The organism is Neorhizobium sp. DAR64862/K0K3 (assembly GCF_050500185.1).
GTDB lineage: Bacteria > Pseudomonadota > Alphaproteobacteria > Rhizobiales > Rhizobiaceae > Neorhizobium > Neorhizobium soli.
The window spans coordinates 868,641-886,892 of sequence record NZ_CP191450.1; the positions used below are offsets into that span (position 1 = coordinate 868,641).

Here is an 18,252-nt window from a genome sequence, read left to right on the forward strand (position 1 = left end):
TCCCACGGGCTTGATGTCCCAAAGGGCTCTCGGTCTCCCATCCGCCACCGCATCAGGCATTACAGCTCTGAATGCAGCTTTTGGGAAGTTACAAAAGGGCGCCCTGCCCCTCCCTCCCCACACAAGCATTGTCGTAACCCTGTCGAATCGTCCCTTTCTATCGCTCGCGATAAAATCGCTGCGCTTGGCTTCGGCGATGTGTAGAGGTCAACGGGTGTTTTTTAGTCCTAAATATTGACCATTTATTACGTAGCAATTAGTGTTGCTACGTATCAACGGAGGAGATCATGCGGGATCGTAGAGTTACCCAACGGCAGGTCGCTGAACGAGCAGGCGTCGCACAAGCTACAGTTTCTCTTGTCTTGAATGGTGGTCGCGATAAGGTCACCACAGAAACGGCTGAGCGTGTAGAAACGGCTATTGCGGACCTAGGTTACCAGCCAAACCGCTTTGCCCAGGCGCTGAGAACAAGTCGCACCTATGTTATTGCCTGCGTTGTCCCGGATCTTGCCAACCCCTTTTATCCTTGTCTCGTTGTCGCAGTGCAACGGGTTGTTCGTGCCGCCGGCTACGAAGTCATCACCATCGACACGGAAGGTGAGTTGACCAACGAAAGACAGGTGGTGGCGGCCGCGCAACAGGGGCGCTTCGACGGCATCGTCGGCGTTTTCTTCAGACTCGGAGCAAAAGACCTCGCCCCGCTTGAAAGGGCGGGTATCCCAGTCGTGCGGATCGAGGCCAGCCGCAAATCCGGCGGACCGCTGCCGATCGACGATCTCTTCATAGACAACGAAGCCGCTGCGCATGCGCTAACGACACACCTTGGAGACCTCGGCCATCGTGCGATCGCAATGATCGCAGCGCCGGGTGGCCCACAGCAGGTTCGCCTGAGAGGCTATCTCAACGCAATGGAAGCAATCGGGGCAGAACCAATCGCCTTGGAGGCGTCTCACTTCACGGTCGACGGCGGCCGCAAGGCTGCAGATGACCTTTTGGCCACCGGCCGCCCTGTCACCGCGATCATCGCTGCGAACGATCTCATGGCAATCGGGGTCATGCAAAGTCTCATCGCAAACGGCCTTTCCATCCCCGCTGACGTATCGGTGGCAGGCTTCGACGACATTCTGGCATCTGCTCTTGTCACGCCTGCGCTCACGACGGTCGCACAATTCCAGGATCGAATGGGAGCGCGCGCTGCGGATTGCATGCTTACGCGTCTTGCCAGCGGGCACATCGATCCTGGTCGAACCGAGGAAATGCCATTCGAATTGATCATCCGGGCTTCCGTTGCCGCACCCCGACAGCCCCAATGCCACCAGATCAAAACAGGGAGGAAAACTTGATGAGGAAGAGTTCACTTGCCATCGCAGCTATGCTGCTGCTCGGCACCGCACATGCAGCGTTCAGCCAGGGAGGCGTATCCTGGTGGTATGAACAGGCCACGCCGGAGCAACAGAAACTTATCCAGGAGAACATCATAGCGCCCTTTAACGCCGCGCATCCGGACAGCGCTCTGGGCGTCGACTATCGCGGCAGTGAGCTCGACAAGCAGTTGCGCGTCGCCATGCTCTCCGGCAACGGTCCCGATGTCGTCTACACCGCAGGCCCGAGCTATGTCGCGCCCATGGCCCAGTCCGGCCAACTCATGGCACTCGACGACTATGCCGCCAAGTTCAAATGGCAAGACCGCATTCTCCCGGTCTTCCTGAAGATGGGCCAGTATAACGGCAAGATCTATGCGCTGCCGAAGACGTACGAAACAGTCGGCCTATTCTACAACAAGACTCTGTTCGAGAAAAACGGCTGGCAGGCACCCAAGACGCTCGATGAACTGGAGACGCTGGCCGACGCCATGCTCAAGGCAGGTGTAACGCCCTTTGCAGCCGGCAATGCCGACTGGCGCGGCGCCAACGAATGGTTCGTGACGCTTGCTCTCAATGCGGTCGCCGGCCCGGAGAACATGAACAAGGCGCTGCGCGGCGAGCTGCCCTGGACGTCCGAACCCTTCGTCAAGGCCATCGACCGGCTCGACGGCTGGTGGCAGAAGGGCTATTTCGGCAAGAACTACTTCTCGCTGACAAGCAGCGAGCAGGCGGCCGACATGATGGCGTCCGGTCGCGCCGGCATGATGCCGACCGGCACCTGGCAATTCCAGAATGTCGCGAGCTACGGCAAGAAGGCAGGAACGGAGGCCGGCTTCGTGGGCTTCCCGAGTGCCAGCGGCGATCCCGTCTTCCCCCTCGGCATCGGCTCCACTTTCTCCATCGCAACGCGGGCAAAAAACCCGGACGGCGCTGCAGCGGTGATCAACTACGTGTTTTCACCCGAGGTCTACGGGACCATGAACTCCGCCTGGCAGGGTGAATGGAACATTCCCTTGAAAGACATCTCCACCGTGAAGATGGCGAGCGAGGTCACCCCGCTCTTCACTGAAACGATGAAGACCCTGACTGCCGCCGTCAACGACGGTGACTACGGCTACACGACCTGGACCTTTCTGCCGCCAGCGACGGACAGCTACCTGATCAACGGCATCGAGGAGGTGTGGCTGAAGAAGAGCACGACGCGGGACTTCCTCACCAAGCTGGACGCGTCCTTCCAGAAGGAAAAGAAAGCCGGAAAGGTGCCCGCCGTCCCGGCACGCTGATCCTCGTCATCCCGAACCGCCGCACGCCGACCACGGTGCGCGCGAACCGGCTCCCCCATCACGCAGTGGGAGCCGGCGGACTGGTCGGTTTCGAAAGGTACAACCTCATGCACCGTCTCTATGTCTTGCCGACGTTGATCATCAATATCGTCATCATCGCCATACCCGCGCTGATGACGGTCTTGCTCGCCTTTTTCGAGTGGGACGGCATCAGCGATCCGATCTTCGTCGGCCTCGACAATTTCCGCACACTCTGGGACGATAGCGTCTTCTGGACCGCGCTGACCAACAACGTGGTCTGGACGATCATATTTCTCGTTGTTCCCATCACGATGGGGCTCCTCGCCGCAACCATGATGCTCGTTGCGAGGCGGACCGCAAATTTCTTTCAGGTCATATATTTTCTCCCCGTCATTATCGCGACGGCGATCACGGGCCGCGTGTGGCAAGGCATGATCTACTCCCCCGTCACGGGCATTACGGGCCTCCTCCAACGCTACGGCATGGATGTCGTGAACCCACTGACGGAAACCTCCAGCGCGCTTTACGGCATCGCCGTTGTCGATCTATGGCATTGGTGGGGGTTTCTATGCGTCATCTTTTTTGCGGCGCTCCGGCAAGTCCCCTCCGAACAGATCGAGGCCGCACGGGTTGAAGGCGCCACATTTTTCCAGACGATCCGTTACGTGCTTCTGCCCGGCATCATGCCGACGATCACCCTGATGATGATCATGACCGTGATCTGGTCCTTCCTCGTGTTCGACTTCGTCTACATCCTGACGCAGGGAGGTCCCGCCTATTCCTCCGAAGTGCTGTCCACCTTCGCCTACCGGTCAGCGTTTTACGACCTCGCCGTCGGCAAGGCTGCTGCAATTTCCGTCGTCATCAGCCTGTTCGGCCTTGCAGCCACTGTCGTCTATATCCGCGTCCAGGCCAGGGAGTTCGATCAATGAACATGACCGAAAGCCGACTTACGCAGTGGATGGTCCACATCACGCTGGCTGTGTTGCTGATCATCACGCTCTTCCCAATAGCCCTGATGGTGCTCAACGCCGTCAAACCTTCGGCGGAGATCGTCCAGAACCCGCTAGCCTGGCCTACGCACCTGCGATGGGACAATTTCACGCGAGCCTGGAGCGACGCGAATTTCGGTCGCACACTCTTCAATTCGGCCGTTCTCACGGCCATGACCATCGTCCTTGTCTGTGCGACCGGTTCGCTGACGGCATACGTTCTTGCCCGACGCAAGATCAAGACGTGGAAGATCCTGACCTTCTACCTGCTGGCCAGTACGACGGCGCCGATCCAGCTGTTCTTGTTCCCGCTCTATTTCGGCTTTGCCCGCTTCGGCCTGATCAACAATCCCATTGCCGTCGCCTTCATCTACACGGCGGTCTACTCCCCCTTCGCGATCATGCTGTTGCGAACCTATTTCCTCGCGGTGCCGAAGGAGCTGGAGGAAGCCGCGCTGATCGATGGCGCAACCCACTGGCAGGTCTTTACCAGGGTCTTTCTGCCAATCGTCTCGCCCGGCATCCTTACCGTCGCGCTCATCATCGGCCTCTATTCGTGGAACGAGTTTCTGATCGCGACCACCTTCCTGCAGGGACAGGATCAGCTGACGGCTGTCGTCTCGTTCTTTCTTCTCTCCGGCCAGTACGCGTCCGACTGGGGCGTCATCATGGCCGCCGCCCTCATTATCGTCCTTCCCATTGTCGTCCTCTTCGTCCTGCTGCAGCGCCGTTTCATCGACGGCATGGCTGGCGGCTCGGTGAAAGGCTAACAGGAGCATAACATGTCCATTCCCACCGACTACACCAACCGCGTATACGCGGGCGTCCTCGGCAAGCTCATCGGCGTCTATCTCGGCCGTCCCTTCGAGAACTGGCGCTACAAGGACATCCTCGAGAAGCTCGGCCCGATCACCTATTACGTCCACGAGCGGCTCGGCGACCCACTGGTGGTGACCGACGACGATATCGCCGGCACGTTCACCTTCCCCAGAGCGCTCGACGACTATGGCATCTCGCCGGATCTCTCCGCGGAAGATATCGGCAAGGCCTGGTTGAATTACATCATCGAGGAGCGCTCGATCCTCTGGTGGGGCGGCGCTGGAAATTCGACCGAACACACGGCCTGGCTCAATTTGGCGCGCGGCATACCCGCACCGGCCTCAGGCTCGATCGAGACCAACGGCGCCACTGTGGCAGAACAGATCGGTGCGCAGATTTTCATTGACGGCTGGGCACTGGTCTCGCCGGGAAACCCGGCCCAGGCCGCGAAACTGGCTCGTGCCGCCGGCTCGGTCAGCCATGACGGAGAATCTGTCAATGCGGCCGTCCTCTGGGCAGCCATGGAGGCGGAGGCCTTTCTCAGCAAGGATGTCGATCATCTCCTCGATACGGGTCTGTCCTACATTCCAAAGGACAGCCTGATCGCCAAGCTTGTCGCCGACATCCGCGCCTGGACATCGGGCAACGAGGACTGGGAAGCCACGCGACAGAAGATCGAGGATACGTACGGCTACGACAAATACCCGGGCAACTGCCATGTGGTGCCGAACCATGCATTGATGATCATGGCGCTGCTCCACGCGCCGCACGACTTCCAGCGCGGGCAGATGATCGTCAACACATCCGGCTGGGACACAGACTGCAACGCTGGCAACCTTGGTTGCCTTCACGGCATCATGCTTGGACTTGAAGGGCTCGAGGCCGGTCCCGACTGGCGGGGACCCGTTGCCGACCGCCTGTATATCTCCTCGGCAGATGGCGGCCGTTCGATCACTGATGCGGTCGATATCTCGCTCTGGCTTGCCAATCTCGGCCGCAAACTTGCAGGCATCCCGGCCCAACCGGCACCCAAGGACGGCGCGAAGTTTCATTTCTCGCTTCCCGGTTCCGTTCAGGGTTTCCGTCCGCAGCCGAGCCAGATTGCGGTGGACGATCTGAGGGTGAGCGGTAACGATACGGCGCTTGCGATCGACTTCAAGGCGCTCGCTCCGGGCCGCGAGGCAGCAACCACGACGCCGGTCTTCATACCCCACGACGTCCTCAAGATGCGAACCTACGACCTTATGGCGAGCCCGCGCCTTCACGCCGGGCAGATACTTCGCGCCCATGTCCACGCCGATAAGGCGAACAGAGGGACGGTCGAAGCGAAGCTTCGTATCCGGCACTACACGAGCGACGACACTCTGGCGGACATTGACATGCCGATGGGCAAGCTACTGTCGGCGGGAGAAACGGTTACGCTCGAATGGGTCGTGCCGGAAACGGGCTACCAGCCGATCGCCGAGGTTGGCGTGGTGCTTGTCTCGCGCGATGGACGCGCCGACGGGCGTATTCTTCTCTCCGCACTGACCTGGGACGGATGCCCGGATGTCACATTCCGCCGGCCGCAGGGTGCGGGCGATTTCTGGCGGCGGGCTTGGGTTTCCAACGTCCATTTCTTCTCGAAGCACTTTCCGCAGGATATCCGGATCAGCCAGAACCGTGGTTCCGGCATCATCCTGCAGGGAACACGCGACTGGACGGACTATGCCGTCGAGGCGGACCTGATGCTGCACCTGGGCGACTACGGTGGCCTTGTCCTGCGGGCGGAAGGACAACGGCGCTATTACGCGGCACGTGTCACGCGCCAGGGCGAGCTTCAAGTCGTCCGACGTCGCGATGCCGACGAGACCATCCTTGCGTCCGTGCCGCTTGAAACGGCCTTCGAGACAGCGTTCACCATGGTTGCTACAGCCAAGGGCGATCGCCTGAGCGTTACCGTCGGCGAAGTCACGCTCGAGGCGCAGGATGACGCCTTTGCCGGCGGCGCAGCCGGCATGGAGATCTACGAGGGCGCCTTGTCGTCGACCCGTATCCGTATCCGGGCAGCCTAGGAGAACGCATCATGGGGAACGTCACGATCAGCAAGGTCGTCAAGACCTACGGCAGCCTGGAAGTGGTTCACGGGATCGACGCGGAGATCGCCGACGGCGAATTCGTGGTCCTGGTGGGGCCGTCGGGCTGTGGCAAGTCCACGCTCCTGCGCATGATCGCAGGCCTAGAAGACATCTCCGGCGGTACGATCTCGATCGGCAACCGGGTCGTCAACGACCTGCCGCCAAAGAGCCGCGACATCTCGATGGTCTTTCAGAACTACGCCCTCTATCCCCATATGACGGTGGAAGAGAACATGGCCTTCTCCATGACCCTTGCCGGTGCCAGCAAGGAAGAGAAGTCGAGGCGGGTACGGGAGGCGGCCGAAATCCTCGGCCTCGTACCTCTTTTGGAACGCAAGCCGAAGGCCCTCTCGGGTGGCCAGCGGCAACGCGTCGCCATGGGCCGCTCGATCGTGCGCGATCCACAGGTCTTCCTGTTTGACGAGCCCTTGTCCAACCTGGATGCCAAGCTACGGGTGCATATGAGGGGCGAGATCAAGTCGCTTCATCGTCGGCTTCGCACGACAATGGTCTACGTCACCCACGATCAGATCGAGGCCATGACCATGGCCGACAGGATCGTGGTGATGCAGAGCGGGCGGATCGAACAGGTCGGCACCCCGCTTGAACTTTACGATCGGCCCGCCAATGCTTTCGTCGCGCAGTTTATCGGTTCGCCGGCCATGAACCTGTTCCCGGCTGTCGTCGCCGATGGCGGCCTCGTCCTTGCAGGCCGCCGCCCTACGGGCATCCGAGCCCCGGCAGACGCCCGGCCCGGTCAGAAGATCCTCGTCGGCAAGCGCCCGGAGGAAATCGATATCGGCGCCGAGACCGGTCTGGAAGCCACGGTGACAAACATCGAGCCGACCGGATCTGAGACATTCCTGGAGATGCTGATGGACGGAGATTCAATCTCCGTCGTTCTTCGCAACCGGCCTCAATTCGACGTCGGCAGCCGTCAGAAGCTGTCCCTCTCACGGGGCGCAATCCATCTCTTTGATGAGGAATCAGGAAGGCGTATTGGTTAGGACGAGTTGATGGTCAACAGCTCTCGCCTTACAATGACCGTGTGCGGCTTTAAGATGCATCTGGAACTTTCATGCGCTGACGTCATGACCGCGGCACGGGTATCTCAGGCCATGGAAATGATCACGGTCGCCCTGCCTGATCTCGCCATCCTCGACTTCAACCTTGGGCAGGAAACGTCTGAAGCCGTTGCAGACGAACTCATCCGGCGGGGCATCCCGTTTAAGTTCGCAACGGGCTATAGCGACGGCGCCGACGTTCCTCTGCGGTTTTCAGATGTGCCGGTCGTCAACAAGCCGATGTCGATTGATAGCTTGTCCCACGCTCTGTCATTGACGCTCGGGGTCAAAGAGCCTGCCTGAAGTCGACATCGGGTGCGTTGGACTAGATTATGTTCGTGAAAGCCGTGAACACATCGTCCATGCGGTACGGCTTCATCAGGAAGCGCCCATTAACGTTGCCCGATCCGTAGATGTCGGCTGTAGATTGCATTGTCGGATGGCCGAATGTCGGTATTTGGTCGTGCCTCGTGGAATAGGGCGATGGAAAACAGTTACGACGCGTCTGACTCGGTCGACGTTCACAAGACGAATGGAACAATACGGCGGTAAGAGGCTTTCGTCTCAGGCCCCCAGGTCTCGGAGCCGATGACTCGTCGCGAAGCTGCGATCATATTCAACGTTACGTACCACAATCCAAGGAAAACCATGTCCATTCAATGGAGCAAGGCCGTTTCGGTTCGAATCGGAACGGGTATTTCTGATGCCATTAGAGGCCCTGGGAAGGATTCGAAGCTCTCAACAATCGTTGGCCAGCCGAGCATGGCCCGCGTTACGACGAAGCAAAACGACTATGCAGTATGGCGGTTGGCGGCAAACTATCCGCCGGATTGCCAGAGACGCATTTATCGGTGCTGCGCTGGAAGCGTTCGTTTTGGCATAGGTTTTAGCAGTATCCTCGGCCGCCGCCCTCAATTGGGTAAGAGAACACAGCGATGGTTGCGGTGGCCCACTATCGACGGCATCTATCGCAGCGAGTGAGCCATCTGGTCATCGAAGGTTTCATAGACACGAGCCGTGACATGGTTTTCACATCACAAGTAGGACACCACTTCACGTCACCGAAATACTTGAAAAGGCGCAGTGCGTCCGTGAAAATGTCGGCGACCGAGAGGGACGGCCATGTTTTTAACCAGCTAGCCGGAGACGCATCGCCGTAAGCTCAGCAGAGAGGGCTGGGTCCACTGTAAGATCGGATTTTATCAACCCGTGGCTCCACCGGTCTCGTGAGCGCGGGGCGTGCCACGGTGGAAGGTCAACGATCGGGTACCACCAAATGCCAACGACTTCGACACCTCGAAAGCGAGCAATCTCAACCTGATCGACAACATGTTGCAGCCAACTGCCTTTATTGAACCCCGGGTGTCGAGAATGGTGGTCGGGGTGAAAATCGTGCCAACTGGTCTCCGATACCATGATTGGCTTACCGTACCGACGCCATGTCTTCATCAACACTTTTGACAAGACCGTCCGCGCCGTGTGCGGATAATAGTTTATGCCGACGACGTCTACATCGACGGCAGACACGATCCCGTCGGTCGATTGGAACTGGCGTTCGCCAACCCCAGCGATGGGATCATTGGTCAAAATTCCGACGTTAGGATGATAGTCGCGCGCGACACGAGTCATCTCAACCGCCATCTCCACAGCCTCGTGGCGGGGCATCCCAGTAAGCGCTGGATAAAGCGAAGGTTCGTTGACTGGACATAGCCACAGGTGCGTGTCCGGCGACAGCGACAAGGCAGCTTCCGCGACCAACGTCGCCCATGAAGCTGGATCAGGGTTTCGATGATAGTGAGACAGGTCCCAAATGCTCTCAGTCTCAGCCGCCTGGGCTGCCCGTAGACGCTCGACAATGCGATGGCCTGGCACAAGACCGTCGCGGATCGTCGCCATCCCATGCTCTCGCACTATCCGATAATGCTGCCGCATAGATTTTGATGGCGTGTGCCGCGTTGTCATAAGCAAATCGTGTCGACCGCAGTTGACCAGTCCGCACTCAAAACCCGCGATCATTTGACTTTTGAAAAGAGGCTTAGGAGCAAGAAGACTAAGTTGCGATTGCAGCATGCACCCTTTTTTGCCAGTATCATCCTGGCGTTGTGTAGGAATAAGTGTAACGCAGAACTCCCATCCAGAAGTTAGTAGATTTCCAGAATTGAGAACATGAGGTGGTACCATCGGTGCCCGTCATGTCATTGCCCACCTCTGGACCCCAATTGTGACGCTTTCGGGAGTGGAGCCGAGCAGCAATCCAACTCCGAATAGGGAGAACCGTCCAGGCGCTTATGAATGTGTCGAAGTAAACCGCGCAACGGCTGAAAGCGGCAGAAACTTTGATCATGCAATGACGTCTCTAGTCATGACGTCTAGCACGAGAACTGCGGCATCAGTATGCCTTTGAAAGAGACCCAGTCTCAGGCTAACGGCTACGCTCTTCTTCGACGACTTGAAAGGACTTGAACAGCCGTTCGCCTAGATAATGACTTTGGTGGTGTTCATTGGAGTGGTAGCGAATTATTTCTGCAATGACAGTGAGTACCGAGTATGCCGACGTTCACCCGTACGGGTCAGTGCACCGATCTCCACGAGTTGCTGAAGGTCGCGTGTTGCTGTAGCGCGGGATGTATCTGTGATCGAGATATAGTTTTCGGCACTTAGACCTCCCTTGAAGCCAGCCGTGCCTTCCTTGAAGATGCGCGCGACTACCTTTTCTTGCCGCTCGTTCAGCTTGTCCCGAAAACGATCATAGAACTTTGCTTTCTGGATGAAGAAATCTACGCGCTCAAGCGTCGCCTGTTGAGCATCCAGGATAGTTTCTGAAAAGAAAATGACCCAGTCGGTGATATCAAGCGTGCGCTGGTGCCGCTCAAGCTCTGAGTAATAGGCCTTCCGGCGCTTCTCGATTGTGAAGGCGAGTGAAATGAGGCTTGGCTGCCCTATGTTTTGCGCTAGGGATTTCTCGGCGAGCGCGCGTCCAATTCGGCCGTTGCCATCCTCAAATGGATGTATGCTTTCAAAGTAAAGGTGTCCTACTGCGGCGCGCGTCAAAGCTTGAAGCGACGTTTGACCATCTGGCCCGGATTGATTGAACCATGTGCTGAAGGTCTCCATCTCAGCGGCAACCTGGCGAGATGGGGGAGCCTCGAAGTGGATAGTGGGTTTGTCCAATCGACCCGATACAATCTGCATGGCGTCTTCATGCGTGCGGTAAGCACCAACCGTTTCAATATATCGGTTTCCGGCCATCAGCATTGAATGCCAGTGGAACAGTCCCTCATGACACAGCGGCCTATGCCAACTTCGATAGACATCCGCCATCATCTCGGCGATCCCCCGCTCTTGGGGGCGGATCTGTCTATCATCAGTGTTTAGCCCGAACTGCCGGCGGAGTGATGACTGGACACTCACGCGGTCCAGAAATTCCCCCTCAATCTCTGAGGTCTTGACCGCTTCGTCGCTCAGCAACTCAATACGAAGTTGGTTGCTGTCGTCATCGTTGAAATGTCGAACAGCACCGATAACCTCGCCGGCGGACTGCAAGAATTTCTGCTCCAACGATATCAGGCTTGCGGTGTCGTATCTGAAGTTTGGCCAGTCAGTGTTTTGCCAGTTCCATTTCATGAGTTATAGAATCCCTCTCTATAGCTCATAATTATCGCTGGAAATGAGCTATTGCAAGCCCGTCTATTGCTCAGCACCACAATCTGCATCTCTCCATTCAAGAAGCAGCGATCGACAGCTAACCTCTTGCCCTAAACATATTTTGTTAATGGGCGCCCCCTATTTCCGCTCGCCCTCGGCACTGGTGCCGAGCGAAAAGGAATGAGCATGACCAAACACGACCTTTCATCACGACATTTTCAGCGAAAAATTTCGGAATTCTGCGAGCTTCGTATCGCTCCAGTCGCATCCAGGCGGGTGTTCGAAAATATACGGCCCTATCTGGCCAGTTTGATCATCTACCGCAAATCGCCCCCGCTTCTGAATGGCCATATCGACTGGAAGATGATCGGTCAGGCCTGTGGGATCGAAGCCGAGTTAACGGCAGAACTCAAAAAGCAGGTCCGGCCAGGCTTGGATGCAATCATCCGCTGGCTCGGCGCACCACCAGCTACCGAAGAACGACGACCACCAAAGCCGACAGTTAGCACGGGTAGAATGACGCCCGCCAAGACGGCAGCTTCCGCACGCTCAGCCCGACAGCCACAACGCGCGGCGATCGCTGGCACCTTTGTCCGGTCTGCGTCAACATCGCCCGGCCCAGCACCAAAACCGATAAGCCCTTTCCCAGAAGCACTATTTTAAGCGACAGAAGATCCCGCGAGCTTTCAGGACGCATTAGTCTACCATATGCGTCGGTTCGGCGACACCTATTGGCAGCTTTACCGCGCCGTTGTTCATCTGAATGAGACTTTCAACAACAAGACGCTGCTATCCTGGATCCACGGAGAGCGCGTGCCCCGATCTCTTGCCAGTTTCAACATCCTCCGCCGCATCGAGCGACGCTATCGACTTTCAGAGGGATATTTCAAAGAGAAACTGCCGCATCAGGCACGCTCGCTGTATGGTCACGATCTCGGTGACATCAGCCCAGCTGAGCGTCGACGGATTTCACTGCACCTGCCCGAAGACTTCAACAGCCTGCCCTTTACCAAGCGCGAGGAGATCCTCGATTGGGTGCGCCGGGTGATCATTTCCGGCTCTACGGAATATCGCCGCTATCAGGCGGCGGCCAGCAAGCAGCGATATGCCATCCGATTTCCCGGCGTCACCTATGGCAGCAGTTTTCTTTCCTCTCGGTCATTGGCATCGGCGGCCGGCACCAATCAAAACGTTGCCGCAGAACTTGATGACCCTGATCTGCTCTCCGGCATTGTCGACGCACCGCCGAGACTTGCCACGGAAATGGATGATCGCATCCGCTTCAAGACTTCGACGCTGACGGCGATTGGGTTCCAACGGAACGGCGTCTGGGGTGAAGAAACGGCCTCCCAGAAGATTGAGCACCTCGGCTTGATGTTTGGTGCGCTTGCTGCCTCGCCAAACGGTGTCGTGAAGGGTTTCGGTGTGCCAGTCAGCCAGTTAAGCTTCGGCCTTCTCGTCTTCCCTGGCGTTTGGGACTGGTATCTGCAGTGGCGGGAACAGAGACGTGGCTTCTACACCAAGTGGGAAGAAGACATGCTGATGGTCGCCCAAGCCCTATCTCGCGCGGAAGTCGGTTGGATCCGGCAGCATCCGGAGCTGCTTCGGAATGTCAGGCCCATTGCGGGCTTGATTGAGCAGGAAGAAATCGATTTCGCGGCTCGCGATTGGCATGGCGCCTGTGATGCGTTTCACCGACATGCCGCTAACCGTTCCAAGGAGATCCAGTGAGTGATGCGCGTGCATCGCGATCCATTTGAACCGATCATGTGTGTACTTGAAGCGGACAGCCCGCTGGCGGAATATCGTAAGACCACGGACGAGATCGTGAGACACATGCCGGATGAGAAGAGATATCCACGACCGGCCGCCGAAGCCGTTAGATCATTCCTATTGCTTCGGCTGGGCCTACACCTTGGGCTCAGACTGACCTGAGACCCTAAACTTCCACCAGATTTTGGTAGAGTCCGTCACAACGAGGAGACGGACGAATGAAGCGTTCACGGTTCACGGAAGAACAGATCATCGGGATATTGAAGGAGCAGGAGGCGGGTGCGAAGACAGTTGACGTCTGCCGCAAGCACGGCATCTCGGACGCAACCTTCTACAAATACAAGGCGAAGTATGGCGGCATGGACGTGTCCGATGCCCGCAAGCTGAAGGCGCTCGAGGACGAGAACGCCAAGCTGAAGAAGCTCTTGGCCGAGGCCATGCTGGACAATGCGATCCTGAAGGATGTCGCGTCAAAAAATGTATGGTCCGCCCCGTCCGTGCAAGGGTTCGCGACATCGCAAATGACGATTCCAGTTGCATAAATGTATCCGGCCTCTCGCGAGTGGGCTGCGGTTGCAGCCAGGCCATGATGAGATCCGCACACGCCGTTCCCAATAAATGGTTCGGGCACGAAGCCCGCTTTTTTGCACAGGACTTACGGCATGTTGATCCACTGTTTCGTCATCACTATTCCCGAGCCTTGCAATCGAGCTTGGAGCTTCAGGTGAAGGCAGGGTCTCTGCGTTCGTAGAGTGCTCCAGGCTTGGTCAGGACGACCCAGACAATCCGGGCCATTTTTGCGGCAAGTGCGACGACAGCTTTGTTTGGGTGCATCCGGGCTTGAAGGCCATCCAGCCAGTTCCCCAGTCGATCCCGTGTTCGGTCGAGATGCCGAAAGCATGATCGTGCGCCATGCACGAGAAGTTTGCGAACATAGCGGTTTCCTCGCTTGCTGATGCCGAGAAGCTTTTGCTTTCCGCCGGTCGAGTATTCTCGCGGCACGAGGCCAAGCCACGCAGCCAGATCGCGGGCTTTTTGGAATTGCCGACCGTTGCCAATCGCAGCAAGAAGTGCAGTCGCCCCCAATGCTCCGATGCCGGGGATCGTCATGAGCCGTCGAGCCACATCCTCTCGACTGGCTATGGCTTCGATCTCGCGTGTGACGTCACCGATACGTTGTTCCAATTGGCGTAGATCGGCAAACAGATCTGCGAGCAGCTTACGCATCGCCGACGAAAGGTCGTTCGATTTGTCTTCGAGAACCTGTGGCAGGTCGAGCTTGAACAGACCTGCGCCCTGACGCAGCGCGATCCCGTATTCGAGGCAAAAGGCTCGCATCTGATTGATCAGCCGGGTGCGCGTTCCGATCATCTGGTCTCGTACCCTGTGCAAAGCCTGAAGATCGGCTTGTTCCTCGCTCTTGAGTGCTGCAAACCGCATCGTTGGTCGCGTAGCTGCCTCAGCGATCGCCTCCGCATCGATGATGTCGGTCTTGTTCGATTTTACGTAGGGCTTCACAAATTGCGCCGGGATCAAGCGCACCTTATGTCCCAGAGCCTTTATCTTCCTGGCAATCCATTGAGAGCCAGCGCAAGATTCCATTCCCACGATCGCCGGCGCTGCGCGCTCGAAGAACTGTAGCAGCGTATCGCGTCGGAAACGAACCTTCTGAACTGGCACGCCATCGCTTCCGAGACCGACGACGTGGAAGATGTTCTTACCGATATCAATTCCGTAGACAGCCGCTGAACGCGGCACATTGAGTTGTGGCATTGCAACCTCCTTCGGTTTGACAGCCTCATAATGCTACGGGAGGACGAGGCGGACCATCCCATTAATGGTGACGCCCGATGTGAAGCGGGATGTGGTGGCTCATGTCTGTGCGCAGCATGGGGTGAGCCAGCGTCGGGCGTGCGAGGTTCTGTCGTGAGATCGGTCGAGCATGCGATACCGCAGCGTGCGGCCTGACGATGCGACTATTCGGGAGGCAATGAAGAAAGTGGCGTCGGAGCGCCGACGCTTCGGTTATCGCCGCATCCACGTGATGCTCGACCGTCAGGGGATCGTCATGAACCTGAAGAAGCTTCGACGTCTCTATCGGGAGGAGAAGCTGACGGTGCGCAAGCGCGGCGGCCGAAAGCGGGCCTTGGGGACAAGACGCCCCCTGGCTCTGCCGTCACGCCCCAACGAGCGCTGGAGTTTGGACTTCATCAGCGATGCCTTCACCGACGGTCGCCGCTTCCGGGTGCTGGCGGTTGTCGACGATTTCACCCGCGAATGCCTGTGCCTGGTCGCCGACACATCTCTGTCGGGCGCTCGGCTTGCCCCCGAGTTGGACACCCTTATCGTCAGACGGGGGAAGCCGAAGACGATTGTCTCGGACAACGGCACGGAGATGACCAGCATGGCCATCCTCAAATGGTGCCAGGAGACAAAGGTCGAATGGCACTACATCGCCCCCGGCAAGCCGATGCAAAACGGCTTCGTCGAAAGCTTGAGTGCCTCAACGAGACCCTGTTCTCGTCACTCACCCAGGCCCGCGCCGCCATCACCGCATGGAAGGAGGATTACAACAGGAACAGACCCCACTCGTCGCTGGGCAACATCACACCCAGAGAGTTCGCAATGAAAATGGCTATGGAAAAACAGGCCGCATGAGGCCAGATCGAAAACCAAGACTCTCTCGAAAACTGGAGGGGAGTTGGGTCTCAGGTCAGGTGGTCATCGCGCCATCGTCGGGTGGCAAGACGGCGGAACTGACCATTCACGGTCGCCTCGCCGCGATTCTGGCCGCCCAGGAAGCCTGGCGTGAGGTCTCCTGTGACCTGCGGCACCAACAATCTTCGGAGTTCGCCCGCATACGTTCTGCTGGAGAGTTCAAGTCACTTGCCGACAAGACAAAATTCCTGCACCGCTGCGAAGCCTTGCTCGCCGAGCGTGAGGGGGAATGGTCGAATTTACACGTTTTGTTGGTTGCGGGGGCAGGCAACCACCGATACCGACATTCTTTGCAGGTTGCCGTGTGACCCGCATCGTCGAATTGTGTCGTTACACGCCTACATATATCCGCATTGGAGATGGTGTCGATCTACAAGACATCCGGGACGCGCTCGGGGGGCGCTTGCTCTCTCCCGAACAGAGAATCAGACATTAACCGAAGGTCGCCCACTTCCAAAGAGCGGCTGCGGATGCTCGACATTCGTGTTTCATTAGAGCGCTTATGCTGACGCCCCAACGAAATGTCTGTGGTTCAGGAGGAACATACACCTCGTGGCAACGCGAACCATGGCGGAGGAGGAGCGGCAGCAAGCCAGCATTTAGTGTGCTGCGTAGTGGCAATCTCGATGAGATTCCCTCCCTTCCAACCGAATTGCCTTGCCGCGATGGCCGCTGCCTTCGCGGCCACAGGCTGACGCCTGCCGCGGATGTGGCGGTTACCGGCGCCGAAGAGGAGAGCGTGCGGCGCGCGGCACAGGCCGCCGACGTGGTTGCCCTGACCTGGGAACAGGTTCCAACATGGATGCCGGTGACGCACTCCACGCCTGCGTGTTCGAGGCACGCCGCCCCGTCATCGTTATGCCTGCAGGTTGGCGACGTGGAAAGCGAACGCGATTTTCTCATATCGCCATCGGTCTCAGCGACAGTGAGCAGGCGCGTCATGCGATAGAGGGCGCATCTCCCGGGCTCGGATGGCGGACCGCGTAACCGCAATCCAGATTGGCGAGAATGACGATGTCGCCCTAGGTTTTGCCCGATTACTGGCTGAATCCGGCCCCGAACCGGATATGCGCTCCCTGTCGCGGAAGGACGGCATCGACCTCGGTACGCGGATCGTCGAAGAAGCAAATGCTGCTAGTGAGCGGCGCCTTCCGTCATTCCGAGTTCATTGAGTGGCTCCTCGGCAGCACCACCAGGCAGATGTTGCATGCCGCGAATCTGCCAATCCTGCTGGCGCACTAAGAGGGTAGCCTTGCCACTGCCCGAGCGAACTCATGTCGCAATTGCCTCCAGCCTGTTGGTTTGCACGCGGAACTGAGCCGGTTCGGTTCCGCGTGCGAACCAGCGCAGTCACCTTCGGTAGAGATCCGGATCGAAGCCGACAGCTGTATATCGAATACAACGCCATCGGTTCGAGATCCGGCTATGTCGCGCCCAATGTCATGCTGCAGTTCGGAGCCGTTCCACGGGAGAGCTAGCCAGCCTTCGAGAGATCGGTTGTGACAGGCCTCGTTGATCAGTTCGAGTTTCCCACAGCGACCCCGAGAGTGATCCATGCGAAGCGGACCTTCTGGGAAAAGGCAAGCGCAATCCACGTCTTGCGCCTCCAGGAACGGCTTCGCTGTGGGTTTTCGCGTCATTAGCTTGACATCGTACACCTCGACGATATTGGCCTGGCGAGATCACCAGAAAAAACTCTACGCCAAGGCCAACTGATACAGGCTTCGCCTGCGATGAATAAAGCGATCGGATGAAAGACGGCAGGGCACACCTATCTGATTCTATCGGATATGTTTCCTCGCGGCGAAAGCCGCGAGGAATACGTCAGTTGCCTTCTCGACTGCGGACAGGCGAGCCGCTCGATCCGGTACGCCGTCCAGACCCCATAGCTGACGCTCGACAAGACCTGCTTCGCAGAGAGCCTTGAAGTACAGGCTTGTGTCGCGGAGATCGGATCGTTTCAACTCGCCAGAATCCATCAAGCCGGCGATCGTCTCACTGATCGCGATCAGTACCTTTCGTGGACCGTTCTTATAGAAGATCCGGCTGAGCTGAGGCTGGCGGCCGGCTTCCCCCATGATCAGGCGATTGGCTTCGACCACGTCCGGGCGCGTCACCAAATCGAGATAAGCCATCCCAAGCTGGCGAAGGATCTGGACAGTATCCTGACCACCTTTTGCCGCCTCGATCTCCTCAATCCCGCCCACGCCGGCCTCATTGACGAACGCTTCGAAGAGAGCCTCCTTGCTGGGAAAATATCCATAGAGCGTGGCTTTGGATGCTGAAGCTTCGGCGGCCACAGCCTCCATCGTGACGGCGCCGAACCCCTTTTCGATAAACAATTTTCCGGCGGCTTTCACAAAGCCCAACCGCCGATCCTCGGTCTTCCGTCGCATCCTTGACCTTCTCATTAGCGCGACCGTGCCACTCGGCGGCCCTATAACTAAACGATATCG

The 18,252-nt window shown here is 58.0% G+C and carries 12 protein-coding genes and 4 pseudogenes; 12 read left to right on the top strand and 4 right to left on the bottom strand.

Going from position 1 to position 18,252, the window contains the following annotated elements:
* Positions 1-287 precede the first annotated feature (287 nt).
* The 8 genes and pseudogenes from ACQY1L_RS20815 to ACQY1L_RS20850 form a co-directional block, all read left to right on the top strand.
* A complete protein-coding gene (locus ACQY1L_RS20815) occupies positions 288-1,343 on the top strand; it encodes a LacI family DNA-binding transcriptional regulator (RefSeq protein WP_092662610.1) in 1,056 nt (351 codons plus the stop codon).
* Positions 1,343-2,647, top strand: coding sequence for an ABC transporter substrate-binding protein (locus ACQY1L_RS20820; RefSeq protein WP_430244161.1), 1,305 nt, complete (start codon positions 1,343-1,345; stop codon positions 2,645-2,647). The genes ACQY1L_RS20815 and ACQY1L_RS20820 overlap by 1 nt, the downstream gene beginning before the upstream one ends.
* 107 nt (positions 2,648-2,754) lie before the next feature.
* Positions 2,755-3,600 (top strand): carbohydrate ABC transporter permease, encoded by an 846-nt coding sequence (locus ACQY1L_RS20825; protein ID WP_430244162.1) that lies wholly within the window; start codon positions 2,755-2,757, stop codon positions 3,598-3,600.
* Complete coding sequence (locus tag ACQY1L_RS20830; protein WP_062460175.1) at positions 3,597-4,430, top strand: carbohydrate ABC transporter permease; 834 nt, start codon at positions 3,597-3,599, stop codon at positions 4,428-4,430. The genes ACQY1L_RS20825 and ACQY1L_RS20830 overlap by 4 nt, the downstream gene beginning before the upstream one ends.
* Positions 4,431-4,442: 12 nt before the next feature.
* Positions 4,443-6,533: an ADP-ribosylglycohydrolase family protein gene (locus tag ACQY1L_RS20835; RefSeq protein ID WP_062460177.1), complete on the top strand. Its 2,091-nt coding sequence runs from the start codon at positions 4,443-4,445 to the stop codon at positions 6,531-6,533.
* An 11-nt stretch (positions 6,534-6,544) separates the two neighbouring features.
* Positions 6,545-7,603 carry an ABC transporter ATP-binding protein gene (locus ACQY1L_RS20840; RefSeq protein WP_430244164.1) on the top strand — a complete coding sequence of 353 codons (1,059 nt, stop codon included), beginning with the start codon at positions 6,545-6,547 and terminating at the stop codon, positions 7,601-7,603.
* Positions 7,604-7,714: 111 nt separating this feature from the next.
* The gene (locus ACQY1L_RS20845; RefSeq protein ID WP_430244166.1) at positions 7,715-7,963 is read left to right on the top strand and encodes a hypothetical protein; all 249 of its coding nucleotides are present in this window, start codon (positions 7,715-7,717) and stop codon (positions 7,961-7,963) included.
* 425 nt (positions 7,964-8,388) lie between these two features.
* A pseudogene (locus ACQY1L_RS20850) lies at positions 8,389-8,550 on the top strand (DUF982 domain-containing protein); the annotation flags it as partial.
* Positions 8,551-8,788: 238 nt separating this feature from the next.
* Here ACQY1L_RS20850 and ACQY1L_RS20855 read toward each other — a convergent pair.
* Complete coding sequence (locus ACQY1L_RS20855; protein ID WP_430244168.1) at positions 8,789-9,556, bottom strand: glycosyl hydrolase 53 family protein; 768 nt, start codon at positions 9,554-9,556, stop codon at positions 8,789-8,791.
* A 621-nt stretch (positions 9,557-10,177) separates the two neighbouring features.
* On the bottom strand, positions 10,178-11,284 hold the full coding sequence (locus ACQY1L_RS20860; protein WP_092662592.1) for a Fic family protein: 1,107 nt from the start codon (positions 11,282-11,284) through the stop codon (positions 10,178-10,180).
* Positions 11,285-11,485: 201 nt separating this feature from the next.
* Here ACQY1L_RS20860 and ACQY1L_RS20865 point away from each other — a divergent pair.
* A pseudogene (locus ACQY1L_RS20865) lies at positions 11,486-13,231 on the top strand (hypothetical protein); the annotation flags it as partial.
* A gap of 65 nt (positions 13,232-13,296) precedes the next feature.
* Positions 13,297-13,560: pseudogene (locus tag ACQY1L_RS20870) on the top strand (transposase); the annotation flags it as partial.
* Positions 13,561-13,798: 238 nt separating this feature from the next.
* On the opposite strand, the gene ACQY1L_RS20875 reads toward ACQY1L_RS20870, so the two are convergent.
* Complete coding sequence (locus tag ACQY1L_RS20875; protein ID WP_113490001.1) at positions 13,799-14,851, bottom strand: IS110 family transposase; 1,053 nt, start codon at positions 14,849-14,851, stop codon at positions 13,799-13,801.
* A 64-nt stretch (positions 14,852-14,915) separates the two neighbouring features.
* Between ACQY1L_RS20875 and ACQY1L_RS20880 the strand changes: the two are divergent.
* Positions 14,916-15,736: pseudogene (locus ACQY1L_RS20880) on the top strand (IS3 family transposase); the annotation flags it as partial.
* Positions 15,733-16,104, top strand: coding sequence for a hypothetical protein (locus tag ACQY1L_RS20885; protein ID WP_430244170.1), 372 nt, complete (start codon positions 15,733-15,735; stop codon positions 16,102-16,104). The pseudogene ACQY1L_RS20880 and the gene ACQY1L_RS20885, both read left to right, overlap by 4 nt.
* Before the next feature lie 1,473 nt (positions 16,105-17,577).
* Here ACQY1L_RS20885 and ACQY1L_RS20890 read toward each other — a convergent pair.
* Entirely contained in the window at positions 17,578-18,156 is a 579-nt protein-coding gene (locus ACQY1L_RS20890; protein ID WP_430246006.1) for a TetR/AcrR family transcriptional regulator, read from the bottom strand.
* Between the last annotated feature and the right edge of the window lie 96 nt (positions 18,157-18,252).